General features: G+C 68.8%; 12 protein-coding genes and 1 tRNA gene. 3 read left to right on the plus strand and 10 right to left on the minus strand.

From position 1 onward, the window contains the following. The 8 genes from ACK42S_RS03600 to rpsB all read right to left on the minus strand — a co-directional run. Nucleotides 1–672, minus strand: a 672-nt coding sequence (locus tag ACK42S_RS03600; protein WP_409703456.1) for a site-2 protease family protein, incomplete at its 3' end; no start/stop codon positions are given. Further along, nucleotides 669–1,853 (minus strand): 1-deoxy-D-xylulose-5-phosphate reductoisomerase, encoded by a 1,185-nt coding sequence (ispC, locus tag ACK42S_RS03605; RefSeq protein WP_409703459.1) that lies wholly within the window; start codon nucleotides 1,851–1,853, stop codon nucleotides 669–671. The genes ispC and ACK42S_RS03600, both read right to left, overlap by 4 nt. Nucleotides 1,854–1,855: 2 nt before the next feature. After that, nucleotides 1,856–2,695, minus strand: coding sequence for a phosphatidate cytidylyltransferase (locus ACK42S_RS03610; RefSeq protein ID WP_409703462.1), 840 nt, complete (start codon nucleotides 2,693–2,695; stop codon nucleotides 1,856–1,858). 2 nt (nucleotides 2,696–2,697) lie between these two features. After that, the gene (gene uppS / locus ACK42S_RS03615) at nucleotides 2,698–3,408 is read right to left on the minus strand and encodes a polyprenyl diphosphate synthase (protein WP_409703526.1); all 711 of its coding nucleotides are present in this window, start codon (nucleotides 3,406–3,408) and stop codon (nucleotides 2,698–2,700) included. A 58-nt stretch (nucleotides 3,409–3,466) separates the two neighbouring features. Next, complete coding sequence (gene frr, locus ACK42S_RS03620; RefSeq protein ID WP_409657655.1) at nucleotides 3,467–4,027, minus strand: ribosome recycling factor; 561 nt, start codon at nucleotides 4,025–4,027, stop codon at nucleotides 3,467–3,469. Nucleotides 4,028–4,041: 14 nt separating this feature from the next. Beyond that, nucleotides 4,042–4,752: a UMP kinase gene (pyrH, locus tag ACK42S_RS03625; protein WP_409657652.1), complete on the minus strand. Its 711-nt coding sequence runs from the start codon at nucleotides 4,750–4,752 to the stop codon at nucleotides 4,042–4,044. A gap of 60 nt (nucleotides 4,753–4,812) precedes the next feature. Then, a complete protein-coding gene (gene tsf, locus ACK42S_RS03630; protein ID WP_409703465.1) occupies nucleotides 4,813–5,709 on the minus strand; it encodes a translation elongation factor Ts in 897 nt (298 codons plus the stop codon). A gap of 116 nt (nucleotides 5,710–5,825) precedes the next feature. Continuing rightward, entirely contained in the window at nucleotides 5,826–6,569 is a 744-nt protein-coding gene (rpsB, locus tag ACK42S_RS03635; protein ID WP_409703468.1) for a 30S ribosomal protein S2, read from the minus strand. A gap of 193 nt (nucleotides 6,570–6,762) precedes the next feature. On the opposite strand from rpsB, the gene ACK42S_RS03640 reads away from it, so the two are divergent. Both ACK42S_RS03640 and ACK42S_RS03645 read left to right on the plus strand, forming a co-directional pair. Beyond that, the gene (locus ACK42S_RS03640; RefSeq protein ID WP_409703471.1) at nucleotides 6,763–8,133 is read left to right on the plus strand and encodes an amidase; all 1,371 of its coding nucleotides are present in this window, start codon (nucleotides 6,763–6,765) and stop codon (nucleotides 8,131–8,133) included. A 91-nt stretch (nucleotides 8,134–8,224) separates the two neighbouring features. After that, nucleotides 8,225–9,745, plus strand: a complete 1,521-nt coding sequence (locus ACK42S_RS03645; RefSeq protein ID WP_409703474.1) for an NAD(P)H-hydrate dehydratase — start codon at nucleotides 8,225–8,227, stop codon at nucleotides 9,743–9,745. A gap of 43 nt (nucleotides 9,746–9,788) precedes the next feature. Here ACK42S_RS03645 and rnr read toward each other — a convergent pair whose 3' ends face one another. Then, a complete protein-coding gene (gene rnr, locus ACK42S_RS03650; protein ID WP_409703477.1) occupies nucleotides 9,789–11,987 on the minus strand; it encodes a ribonuclease R in 2,199 nt (732 codons plus the stop codon). A gap of 110 nt (nucleotides 11,988–12,097) precedes the next feature. Between rnr and ACK42S_RS03655 the strand changes: the two genes are divergently transcribed. Further along, a tRNA-Leu gene (locus ACK42S_RS03655) sits at nucleotides 12,098–12,182 on the plus strand. Nucleotides 12,183–12,347: 165 nt separating this feature from the next. On the opposite strand, the gene ACK42S_RS03660 is transcribed toward ACK42S_RS03655, so the two are convergent. After that, nucleotides 12,348–12,869 (minus strand): phosphoribosyltransferase, encoded by a 522-nt coding sequence (locus ACK42S_RS03660; protein ID WP_409703480.1) that lies wholly within the window; start codon nucleotides 12,867–12,869, stop codon nucleotides 12,348–12,350. Between the last annotated feature and the right edge of the window lie 51 nt (nucleotides 12,870–12,920).

The following is a 12,920-nucleotide window of genomic DNA, read 5'->3' on the forward strand; positions in this document are numbered from 1 at the left end:
GCTGTATGGTGCCCCGAGGCCCACCTTCGACATGAGCTGGGCATCGACCTCGCGCGTGCCCAGGCTGGCCAGCGGCAGCCTCACGGTGCGGGGATGGCGTCCCTGGGGATCGGTCACCTCCAGGTCGAGATCGCGCTCGCCCACGGCCGCCTCGGTGATCTGCCAGCGCAGGTCGCTGAACGAGCGCACCGGCTCGGTCTGCCCGTGGGGCGTGCAAACGCCCTGCACCCAGTCACCCGCGCGCAGGCCGGCCCGCTCGGCCAAGCTGCCGGCGGCCGGCGCCCCCAGCACGGCCTTGGGCTCATCCATGCCGATCCAGCCGACGGCCGCGTACAGCAACACGGCCAGCACGAGATTGGCCGCCGGGCCCGCTGCGACAATGGCGGCCCGGGCCTTCAGGGGTTGGCGGTTGAAGGCCTGATGCACCTGCTCCGGCGGCACCATGCCCTCGCGCTCGTCGAGCATGCGCACATAACCGCCAAAAGGCAGTGCACACACCACGAACTCGGTGGCGTCGGGGTGGCGCTGGCGGCGCCACAGGACCCGGCCGAACCCCACCGAGAAGCGCAGCACCTTCACTCCGCAGGCCCTCGCCATGCGGTAGTGCCCCCACTCGTGCACCACGATGAGGATGCCCAGCGTGACCAGAAAGGCCAGGACGGTGATGATCATGCCGAAAGCTCCGTGACGATGCCGCGCGCCTGGTGCCGGGCCCGGGCATCCAGTGCCAGCAGCGCGTCCAGACAGTCGCGCACGTCCGTCTCGGGCAGCACCGCTTCGAGGGTGCGCAGATTCACCGTGTGAATCTGGTCGAAGCGGATGGTTCCATCCAGGAAGGCGGCGACGGCCTCCTCGTTGGCCGCATTGAGCACGGCGGTGGTGCCATGCCGGGCCGACAGGGCCTGCCAGGCCAGGCCCAGCCCCGGAAACCGGCGGGGATCGGGGGCCTCGAAACTCAACGCCGTCGTGCGCGTGAGGTCCAGCAACCCGGCGCCCGAGGCAATGCGCTCGGGGTAGGCCAGGCCATAGGCGATGGGCACCTTCATGTCGGGCGTGCCCAACTGGGCCAGCACCGAGTGGTCCTTGCACACCACCATCGAGTGCACGATGCTTTGCGGATGGATCAGCACCTCGATGCGCTCGGGCGGCAGATCGAAGAGCCAACGCGCCTCGATCACCTCCAGCGCCTTGTTCATCATCGTGGCCGAGTCCACGGAGATCTTGCGTCCCATCACCCAGTTCGGATGGGCACAGGCCTCCTGCGGCGTCACGGTGGACAGCGTGGCCGGGTCGCGTTCGCGGAAAGGCCCGCCCGATGCGGTCAGTACGATGCGTTCGATCCGCTGCGGCCAGGTCGCGGGGTTCTCGGGCAGACACTGGAAGATCGCCGAATGCTCGCTGTCGATGGGCAGCAGCGTGCCTCCGCCGGCACGCACCGCCTCCATGAACAGCGCACCGCCGACCACCAGCGCCTCCTTGTTCGCCAGCATCAGCTTCTTGCCCGCACGGGCCGCGGCCAGACAAGGGCGCAAGCCAGCCGCCCCGACGATGGCCGCCATCACGGCATCCACGTCGGGATGGGCCGCCATGTCTTCCAGGGCCTGATCACCGTCGAGCACCTCGGTGCGCACGCCCGCCTCGCGCACCGCCTGGCGCAAGGCACGCGCCGCGGCGGCATCGGTCATCACGGCAAAACGCGGCTTCCAGCGCAGACATTGCGTCAGCAGGGTCTGCACGCGCGTGTGCGCCGTCAGCGCCACGACCTCGAAGCGATCGGGATGCAGCGCCACCACGTCCAGCGTGCTTGTCCCGATCGAGCCCGTCGAGCCCAGGATGCAAAGACGCTGAACCATGGTCACAGGCTCCCCAGGGCCATCGCGATCGGAAAGACGGGCAGCAAGGCGTCGATGCGGTCGAGCACGCCGCCATGGCCCGGCAGCAGACCACTGCTGTCCTTGACGCCCGCTGCGCGCTTGACCAGGGACTCGAACAGATCCCCCACCACGCTCATGGCCGTCAGGAAAACACACACCACCACCAAGCCGCCCAGGCCCCACCGCGCCTGCAACGCCGTGTAGAGGCTGGGACCGTCGGCCAGGCCGCTGCGGTCGAAGGCGATCCAGGCGCCGGCCAGCACGAGCACGCCGGCTCCTCCGCTCCACACGCCTTCCCAGCTCTTGCCCGGGCTGATCGCCGGAGCCAGTTTACGCCGGCCGAAAGCCCGCCCGCCAAAGTAGGCGGCGATGTCGGCCACCCACACGAGGCACAGGACCGACAGCAGGTGGTTGACCCCCACCGCCATGGACTGGTTCAGGGCCAGCCAGGCCAGCCACAGCAGCAACACGCCCAGCAGCCAGCGCAGGCCGGCTGGCACGGCCGACCAGCCCGACACACCGCCGCGAAGCGCCCAGGCGCCGCCCAGCACCCACAGCATCAGGGCCAGCCACCACAGGGGCGCGAGGCCCCGGTCGGCGGACCAGCCGGCCCACCACAGCCCCGCACACCCCAGGGCCATCAGACCGCCGGTGGCGTAGGCCGCCCCCTTCGACGGCAAGTTCAGGCGGGACCATTCCCACCCAGCAGCAGCCAGCAGCACGGTGCTGAACAGTGCGAACGGACCGGGATGGGAGGCCAGCAGCGCAGGCAGAGCCAGCAGCAGCAGCACGACGGCCGTGATCACCCGTTGCTTGAGCATGGTCAGGCCTCGCGCACGGCATTGCCGGCCTCGGACACACGGCCGAAACGCCGGTCCCGGCGTGCGTAAGACTGCAGCGCGCGGTCGAGTTCCACGTCGTTGAAATCGGGCCAGAGGCAGTCCGTGAAGTGCAGTTCGGTGTAGGCCGACTGCCACAGCAGGAAATTGCTGATGCGCATCTCCCCACCAGTGCGGATCAGGAGGTCCGGGTCCGGGGCATAGGACAGCGACAGATGGCGTGCGATGGCGGCCTCGTCCAGGTCCTCCGGCCGCACCCCGGCCGCCAGCGCGCGGCGACAGGCCTGCACCACGTCCCAGCGCCCCCCGTAGTTGAAGGCCACCGTGAGCGTGAGGCCGTGATTGTGTTGCGTGGCCTCCTCGGCCTGCGTCCACGCCTGGTTGACCTGGTCCGACACTGCCGTGCGGTCACCGACGATGCGCACCCTCACGCCCTTGCGGGCCAGCTCGCCGAGGTGGCGCCCCACCGTGCTGAGCACCAGGGACATCAGGCCACTGACCTCCTCCTGCGGGCGTTGCCAATTCTCGGACGAAAACGCAAAGACCGTCAGATAGGGAATGCCGCGGCGCGCGCAGGCCTCGACCGTGCGCACCAGCGCATCGACACCGGCCTTGTGGCCCATGCCACGGGGCATCAGCCTGCGGCTGGCCCAGCGTCCATTGCCGTCCATGATGATCGCGACGTGACGCGGCATCATGGCTGCGGCTCCTTGCCGGGCAAGGTCAAGCGTGCGCGCGCGATCAAGCGGGCCCTCAGACGGCCATGATCTCAGCTTCCTTGGCAGCGATCAGCTTGTCGATCTCGGCCACGGTGCGGTCAGTGAGCTTCTGGATCTCGTCCTGGGAGCGGCGCTCCTCGTCCTCGGTGATCTGCTTGTCCTTGAGCAGCTTCTTGGCATGCTCGTTGGCGTCGCGACGCAGGTTGCGCACGGCCACCTTGGCCTCCTCGCCGGCATGACGCACCACCTTGGTCAGCTCCTTGCGGCGCTCCTCGGTGAGCGGGGGCATCGGCACGCGCAGCAGGTCGCCTTGCGCCGCGGGGTTCAGGCCCAGGTCAGACTCGCGAATGGCTTTCTCGATCTTGGGGCCCATGCCCTTTTCCCAGGGCTGCACGCTGATCGTGCGGGCATCCAGCAGCGTGACGTTGGCCACCTGGCTGATGGGCACCATCGAGCCGTAGTACTCGACGTGCACCTGGTCCAGCAGGCCCGGATGGGCCCGGCCGGTACGGATCTTCGCGAGCTCGTGCTTGAAGGCCTCGACCGACTTGGCCATCTTCTGCTCGGCAGTCTTCTTGATGTCAGCGATGCTCATGGAAAACGTGCTCCTCAAACATGGACCAGGGTGCCCTCATCCTCGCCCAGCACCACCCGCTTGAGCGCGCCGGGCTTGAAGATGCTGAACACCTTGATCGGCAGCTTCTGGTCGCGGCACAGCGCAAAGGCCGTCGCGTCCAGCACCTGCAGGTTCTTCACAATGGCCTCGTCGAAGCTGATGCTGGTGTAGCGTGTGGCTTCGGGATCCTTCTTCGGGTCGGCGGTGTAAACCCCATCGACCTTGGTGGCCTTGAGCATGATCTGCGCGCCGATCTCCGCGCCGCGCAGCGCGGCGGCGGTGTCGGTGGTGAAGAAGGGATTGCCGGTGCCGGCGGCAAAGACCACGAGCTTGCCCTCTTCCAGATATTGCAGGGCCTTGGGCCGGACGTAGGGCTCGACGATCTGCTCGATGCCGATGGCCGACATCACGCGGGCGGTCATGCCCTCCTGGCGCATCGTGTCGGCCAGGGCCAGGGCGTTCATCACCGTGGCCAGCATGCCCATGTAGTCCGCCGTGGCCCGGTCCATACCGACCGAGCCGCCAGCCACGCCACGGAAGATGTTGCCGCCGCCAATCACCACGGCCACCTCGCAGCCCAGGGCCGTGACCTCCTGGATCTCGCGCACGATGCGCACGATCGTGGCGCGGTTGATGCCGTACGCATCGTCGCCCATCAGGGCTTCACCCGAGAGCTTGAGCAGGACGCGTTTGTAGGTCGGCATGCAGATCCTCCGATCGTGGGCAGCGCGTGGAAAGTGTATCGGTTCGGCGGACGGCGGGACTCACTGACCCTTGGCAGCGGCGACCTGGGCGGCCACCTCGGCGGCGAAGTCGTCCTGCTTCTTCTCGATGCCCTCACCCACGACGTACAGGGTGAAACCCTTGACGGTGGTGCCGGCGCCCTTGAGGTACTGGCCGACGGTCTGCTTGCCATCGGCGGCCTTGACGAACACCAGGTCGAGCAGCGAGACCTCCTTGAGGAACTTCTGCACCGAACCCTCGACCATCTTGGCGACGATGTCGGCCGGCTTGCCGCTTTCGGCAGCCTTCTCGGCCGCGATCTTGCGCTCCTTGTCCACCAGGTCCGCGGGCACGTCGGCGGCCGACAGCGCGGCCGGCTTCATCGCCGCCACATGCATGGCCACGTCCTTGGCGGCCACGTCATCCCCATCGAACTCGACGATCACACCGATGCGGGTGCCATGCAGATAGTGAGCCAGTTTGCCACCGCCGGCATAGCGCTTGAAGCGGCGAATGGTCATGTTCTCGCCGATCTTGCCGATCAGGCCCTTGCGCACGTCCTCGACGGTCGGCCCGAAACCTTCCATCGACAGCGGCAGCGCCGACAGGGCCACGATATCGGCAGGGTTGTGCTCGACCACGAGGCCGGCCACCGCCTTGGCGAAGGCCAGGAAGGCGTCGTTCTTGGACACGAAGTCGGTCTCGCAGTTGACCTCCACCAGCGCGCCGGTGGTGTCGTTGATCGAGGCGGCCACCACACCCTCGGCGGTCACGCGCGAGGCGGCCTTGCCGGCCTTGTTGCCGAGCTTGACGCGCAGGATCTCCTCGGCGCGGGCCATGTCGCCATCGGCCTCGGTCAGCGCCTTCTTGCACTCCATCATCGGTGCGTCGGTCTTGGCACGCAGTTCGGCCACCATGCTTGCGGTAATTGCGGGCATCTTTGTTCTCCTATGTCGCAGGCCGCGCGCATCAGCGGCGCGGCCGGGGTCGGGTGTACGTTTTGCGTTGAAAAAAAGGGGCTGAACCAGCCCCTGGACGAGTGTGTGGGCGGTCCTCAGGCCGTCTCGTTTACTTCCACGAACTCGTCTTCACCGGCGGCGGCCTGAACCACCTCGCTCACGGCGTTGGCACGGCCTTCGAGCACGGCATCGGCCACGGCACGGGCGTACAGGGCTACCGCCTTGGCGGAGTCGTCATTGCCCGGGATGACGTAGTCGATCTCGGCCGGCGAGTGGTTGGTGTCAACGACACCGATCACCGGGATGCCCAGCTTCTTGGCCTCGGCCACGGCGATCTTGTGGTAGCCCACGTCGATCACGAACAGCGCATCGGGCAGCGCGGTCATGTCCTGGATGCCGCCGATGTCCTTTTCGAGCTTGGCGAGCTCGCGCTGAAACAACAGAGCTTCCTTCTTGCTGAGCTGGTCCAGGCCGGCTTCGACCTGGGCCTGCATGTCCTTGAGCTTCTTCAGCGAAGCCTTGACGGTCTTGAAGTTCGTGAGCATGCCGCCCAGCCAGCGCTGGTCGACGTAAGGCATGCCGGCACGCTGGGCTTCCTGGGCAACGATCTCCCGGGCCTGGCGCTTGGTGCCCACCATGAGGATGGTGCCGCGGCGGCTGCTGAGTTGGCGGACGAACTTCATCGCCTCCTCGAACATCGGCAGCGTCTTTTCGAGGTTGACGATGTGGATCTTGTTGCGATGGCCGAAGATGTAGGGGGCCATCTTGGGGTTCCAGAAGCGGGTCTGGTGTCCGAAATGGACGCCGGCTTCCAGCATTTCACGCATGGTGACGGGCATGTGAGCGCTCCAAAAGGTTGGGTCTAGAATCCGGCGCCAATCGCCGGGCTTCATGCCCAGGCGACACCTTTCGCATCTCTCGAGGCCCCGCCCCGAGGCCATTCGATGGCCGGATTCGCGTTTTTCGTCTCCTGCAGCCGCAAGGCTTGCCAAACGCCTGCAGGTAAACCCAAAGAGTATAGCACCACACGCCATGCCCGAAGACCTCACCGCCCTGCGCTTGCAATTGCATGAAGGCCGCCGGCACGCCGTCGAGCTGGTCGAGTCGGCCCTGGCGGCTGCCCGGGGGCCGGCGCGCGCGGCCTTCCTGCGCCTTTTCGAGGCCCAGGCCCGGGTGGCGGCCTTGGCAGCGGACCAGGCCCGGGCCGCCGGCGCACCCACCGGGCCGCTGGCCGGGCTGCCGGTGAGCATCAAGGACCTCTTCGACGTGGCCGGTCACCCCACCACGGCGGGCTCGCGGGTCCTCGCCGACCGGGCGCCGGCGACCCACGATGCCGCCGCCGTGGCCCGCTTGCGCCGCGCCGGGGCGGCACTCATCGGGCACACCCACATGACGGAGTTCGCCTACTCGGGCGTGGGCTGGAACCCGCACCACCCTCCTGCGGCCAATCCGGCGACGGCCGCACTCGACCCGGCGACCCCGCGCATCCCCGGCGGCTCCAGTTCGGGCGCCGCCGTTTCGGTGGCCACCGGCGCCGCCTGGGCCGCCCTGGGCTCGGACACAGGCGGCTCCATCCGCATTCCGGCCGCGCTGCAAGGGCTGGTGGGCTTCAAGTGCACCGCGCGACTCGTGCCACTGGACGGCTGCATCCCGCTCTCACCCACGCTCGATACGGCTTGTGCGATCACCCGCTCGGTGCGCGACGCCGTGCTGCTGCACGAGGTCCTGGCCGACCGCCCGGTCCGGCGGCTCCCCCGTCCGCCGGGGCGCTGGCGTCTGGGTGTGCCGCGCACGCTGATGCTCGATGCGCTGGAGCCGACGGTGGCTCGCCGGTTCGAGGCCGCGCTGTGCGGGCTGCGCGCCGCGGGCTACCCCATCGAGGAATTCGATCTGCCGGAGCTGACCGAACTGCCCGCGCTGCAGACGCACTGCAATTTCCCGGCCGCGGAAAGCTGGGCCTGGCACCGCACGCTGATCGAGGCGCACGAGGCACGGTACGACCCCCGCGTGGCCCGGCGCATCCGCAGCGGCCAGGACATGCAGGCGGCCGATTATCTGGCCCTGCAGCGCGCACGCGCCGAGTGGATCGAACGTGTACAGGCCCGCATCGCCGGCTTCGATGCCCTGCTCTCGCCCACCGTGCCGTGTGTGGCCCCGCCGATCGCCCAGATCGCCGACGATGACGCTGCGTTCTTCCGTCTCAATGCGCTGCTGCTGCGCAACCCGTCGGTGGTGAATTTCCTGGACGGCTGCGCCCTGTCGTTACCCTGCCCACCTGCAGGCGACTGGCCGGTTGGACTGATGCTGTGGGCCGGGGCCGGTCAGGACGACGTGCTGCTGAGCCTGGCGCTAGCGGTGGAGGCGACGCTCTCGCCGGCGAACACCGCCTGCGGCCTCGCCTGAGCCGGCGACGGGGGCGGTTTCGGCAGGCGCCCGCTTTGCAGGCCGGCTCAGGCGCGATATCGTGCCGTCTCCAGCACTCCTGCGCCGCGCCTTGTCCACCTCTTTGCCTGTCCCGCTGCCGGTCCTGTCCTGTGATGAGGCCTGGCCCCTGTACCGCACCGCCACCAGCCGCGAGATCGAGGCGGCCGCGCAGGCCGGCCTGCCCGCCCCCCCTCTGATGGCTCGGGCGGGCCGTTCGGTGGCACGCCTGGCCCTGGCCATCGCACCGCACGCACCGTCGGCCTGGATTGCGGCCGGGCCGGGCAACAATGGCGGCGACGGCCTCGAAGCCGCCGTCCACCTGCGCGCGGCCGGATGGGCCGTGCAGGTCCATCTCTGGGCCGATCCGCAGCGTCTGCCGGCCGATGCCGCCAAAGCCCTGGAGCGGGCGCGGCAGGCCGGGGTGCCCATCGTCGCCGGCCAGGACGTCGAAGCCCCCACCGGGCTGCCGGCAGGCAGCCTGGCCATCGACGCCCTGCTCGGCCTGGGTAGTCGCCGCGCCCCGGAAGGTCCGATCGCTCGGGCGGTGCAGGCCCTGCGCCGCCACCCAGGCCCGGTGCTGGCGGTGGACCTGCCCACCGGTCTGGAGGCCGACACTGGAGGCTGCCTGGGCGGCAGCCCCGACGCAGCGGTGCGCGCCGACCACACCCTGAGCCTGCTGACGCTCAAACCCGGCCTGTTCACCGCCGATGGACGAGACCTGGCAGGACGGGTGTGGTTCGACGGTCTGGGCATCACCCCCCAGGCGCAGGCGGACGCCTGGCTCGGTGCCAGCAGCCGGCCCCTGCCCGCACGGCGCCATGCCCAGCACAAGGGCAGCTTCGGCGAGGTGCTGGTCGTCGGGGGCACGACCGGCATGACTGGGGCGCTGTGGCTGGCCGCACGGGCGGCGCTGGCGGCCGGTGCCGGACGGGTCTACGTCCAGCCGCTGGACCCGCAGGCGGCGCTGCTGGACCCTGCCCATCCCGAGCTGATGGGGCGGCGGGCCCAGGATGCCGCCTTGCTGCCCACCGACGCGCTGACCGTGGTGTGTGGCTGCGGCGGGGGGGCGGCCATGGGTGCCGCCTTGCCATGGTGGTTGGGACGCGCCCCGCGCCTGGTGCTCGATGCCGATGCGCTCAATGCCGTGGCCGCCGACGCTGGCTTGCAGCTTCAGTTGCAGCACCGCGCCCGTCGTGGGCAGGCCACCGTGCTGACCCCGCATCCGCTGGAGGCGGCGCGGCTGCTGGGCGCGGCATCGTCCCGCGAGGTGCAGGCCGACCGCCTGGCTGCCGCCCAGACCCTGGCGGCGCGCTGGGGCTGCACCGTGGTGCTCAAGGGGTCGGGCACCGTGGTCGCACAGGCTTCACGCGCCCCATGGATCAACCGCAGCGGCAACGCCGCCCTGGCCACGGCCGGCACCGGCGACGTGCTGGCAGGCTGGCTCGCTGGCTTGTGGGCCCAGGGCCTCGACGCCTGGGAGGCCGCCACCCTGGCGGTCCACCAGCACGGCGCGGCAGCCGACCGCTGGGTCGCCGAGGGACACACTGGCCCACTGCGCGCAGGGGTGCTCGTGGAGGCCTTGCAGGGCTAGGCCCCCCGCCCCCCCGGACACAGGCCGCCATGGATGCGCCGGACTAGCGGCTGCGCCGGGGGCTGCGCGGCTTGGACGGCTTGGCAGCCGCCCGCTTCGCCCCCGCACGCGTGGCGCGGGGAGCCGTCGTCACGCCGGCCTTGGCCGAGCGGGTGCGGGATTTGGCCTGGCGGTCGGCCGCTTCCACCTCGGCCAGTCGGGCCTGTCGGCTGCCGGCCGCCCCCTTGCCTGCACGTGGTCCGACGCGCTCGTCGCCGGCCTCGTGCACCATGCGGAAATCGATCTTGCGCCCGTCCAGGTCCACGCGGATGACCTGCACCCGCACGCGGGCGCCGACCGTGTAGCGCACGCCGGTGCGTTCGCCACGCAGCTCCTGGCGCACTTCGTCGAAGCGGTAGTACTCGCCTCCGAGCTCGGTGATGTGCACCAGGCCTTCGACGTAGAGCGCATCGAGCTGCACGAACAGGCCGAAGCTCGTGACCGCGCTGACCGTGCCGCTGTATTCCTCGCCGAGGTGGTCGCGCATGAAGCGGCATTTCAGCCAGGCCTCGACATCGCGCGAGGCCTCGTCGGCGCGGCGTTCGCAGGCACTGCAATGGATGCCCGCGGCCTCCCATTGCGCCATCTCGACCGCCGGGATCTTGCGCGATGCGCCCCGCCGGGTCGGCGCCGGCTCCTCCAACAGCCCCCCCAGGCGATAGCGCTGCCCCTGCAGCAAGGCCTTGATGACCCGGTGCACAAGCAGGTCGGGATAACGCCGGATCGGGCTGGTGAAATGTGTGTAGGCCTCGTAGGCCAGTCCGAAGTGCCCAGAGTTGACCGGGGTGTAGATGGCCTGTTGCATTGAGCGCAGCAGCATCGAGTGGATCTGCGCCGCATCGGGCCGATCCTTGGTGGCCTGGGCGATGGCCTGGAACTCCCGGGGATGCGGCTCGTCGCCGATCGTCAGCCCCAGGCCCAGCGCACGCAGGTAGTTCTGCAGGATCGTGCGCTTCTCCGGCGTGGGGCCCTCGTGCACACGGTACAGCGCCGCGTGATTGGCGCGGGCGATGAAATCGGCCGAACAGACGTTGGCCGCCAGCATGGCCTCCTCGATGAGCCGGTGGGCCTCGGTGCGCACGCGCGGCACGATCTTCTCGATGCGGCCGTTGTCGTCGCACACGATCTGCGTCTCCACGGTTTCGAAGTCCACTGCTCCACGCGCGGTGCGCTCGCGCAGCAGCGCACGGTAGACCTCGTGCAGATGCAGCAGATGAGGCACCAGCGCCTGGCGGCGCATGGCCTCGGGGCCACGCGTGTTGGCCAGGATGGCCGCCACCTCGGTGTAGGTGAGCCGCGCATGCGAGCAGATCACTGCCGGGAAGAACTGGTAGGCATGGATTTCGCCCTTGGCATTGATGAGCATGTCGCACACCATCGCCAGCCGATCCTCGTCGGGATTGAGCGAACACAAGCCGTTGGACAGCTTCTCCGGCAGCATCGGGATGACCCGGCGGGGAAAATAGACCGAGGTTGCACGCTCGTAGGCGTCGGCATCCAGCGGATCGCCGGGCCTGACGTAGTGGCTGACGTCGGCGATCGCCACCACCAGGCGCCAACCCTTGCCTCGGCCCACGCGGGCCGGCTCGCAATAGACGGCGTCGTCGAAGTCGCGCGCATCCTCGCCGTCGATGGTCACCAGCGGCACATCGGTCAGGTCGATGCGGTGCTTGCGGTCGGCCGCGCGGATCTTGTCGGGCAGCTTGGCGGCCTGGGCCAGGGTCTCGGGCGAGAACTGGTGCGGCACCTCGTACTTGCGAACGGCGATCTCGATCTCCATGCCAGGGTCGTCGATCTCGCCCAGCACCTCGGTGACGCGGCCCACCGGCTGCGAGTACATCGACGGCGGCTCGGTCAGCTCCACGGCCACCACCTGCCCGGCCTGGGCCTTCGCGATAGCGTTCTTCGGGATGAGGATGTCCTGGCCGTAGCGTTTGTCCTCGGGCGCGACCAGCCACACGCCCCCCTCGTGTAACAAGCGGCCGATGATGGGCGACTTCTTGCGCTCGATGATCTCGAGCACGCGCCCCTCGGGCCGGCCCTTGCGATCGTGCCGCACGACGCGCACGCGCACGCGGTCGCGGTGCAGCACGGCGCGCATCTCCTGCGGCGAGAGATAGATGTCGGCCTGACCGTCGTCGCGGCGCACGAAACCGTGGCCGTCGCGGTGGCCGATGACGGTGCCCTCGACCTCGCTGAGCAAGGTGGCGGCAACCGCGGGGCTTGCAGTGTTCGAATTATTGATGATAGAATCTCCTTCTGTTCTGACACACCAACGCTTTATTTAAAGCGTTGTATGAGTTAAGAGCATGAGCCCAGGTGGCGGAATTGGTAGACGCACTAGTTTCAGGTACTAGCGGGTAACACCGTGGAGGTTCGAGTCCTCTCCTGGGCACCAGACACAAAAGCCTCGCATCCATGATGCGGGGCTTTTTCGTTTTCCGCACGCAGTCGCTTGGGAGTGTGCCGCCTCCCGCCGCGCCTAGGCGAACGGACCAGCCGCTGCTGTGCAACCACTGGCCCGCAGCGCGATGCTCCAGGTGGATCAAAGGCTGGACAGCGCTCAAACCTGGTACTTCTTCGCCAGCCCTTCGGGACGCAGCGTGTCGTACTCCTCGAACGGCTGATGGATCCAAGGGCTCGTGGGCAGCAGTTCGACGTGATAGTCCGGCATGTAGCTGGACACGCCCTTGACCCAGATGACGGCCGAGCGCAGCTCCGTGATGGCCGGCATGCCGCGCAGGCGTTCGACCACGGCCTTGAGGGTCACGCCGGAGTCGGCCAGATCATCGACCAACAGCACCCGGCCGGCCAGCTCGCCCTTGGGCATCGTGATGTACTTGGCCATGTCCAGCCGGCCCTGGATGGTGCCGCCTTCGGCACGGTACGAGCTGGTGGACATGATGGCCAGCGGCTTGTCGAAGACGCGCGAGAGCACATCACCGGGTCGCATCCCGCCGCGCGCCAGGCACAGGATCTGGTCGAAGGCCCAGCCCGAGTTGTGCACCTTCAGCGCCAGACGCTCGATGAGCATGTGGTACTCGTCCCAGGACACGTAGAGGTGTTTGCCGTCGTCGGTCAGCATGCAGGCTCCTTGCGCTCGCTTGTCGTATCGGTCATGCGGATGGGTATGTTG

This window comes from Caldimonas sp. (assembly GCF_046289365.1).
In the GTDB taxonomy this organism is placed as follows: Bacteria; Pseudomonadota; Gammaproteobacteria; order Burkholderiales; family Burkholderiaceae_C; genus Caldimonas.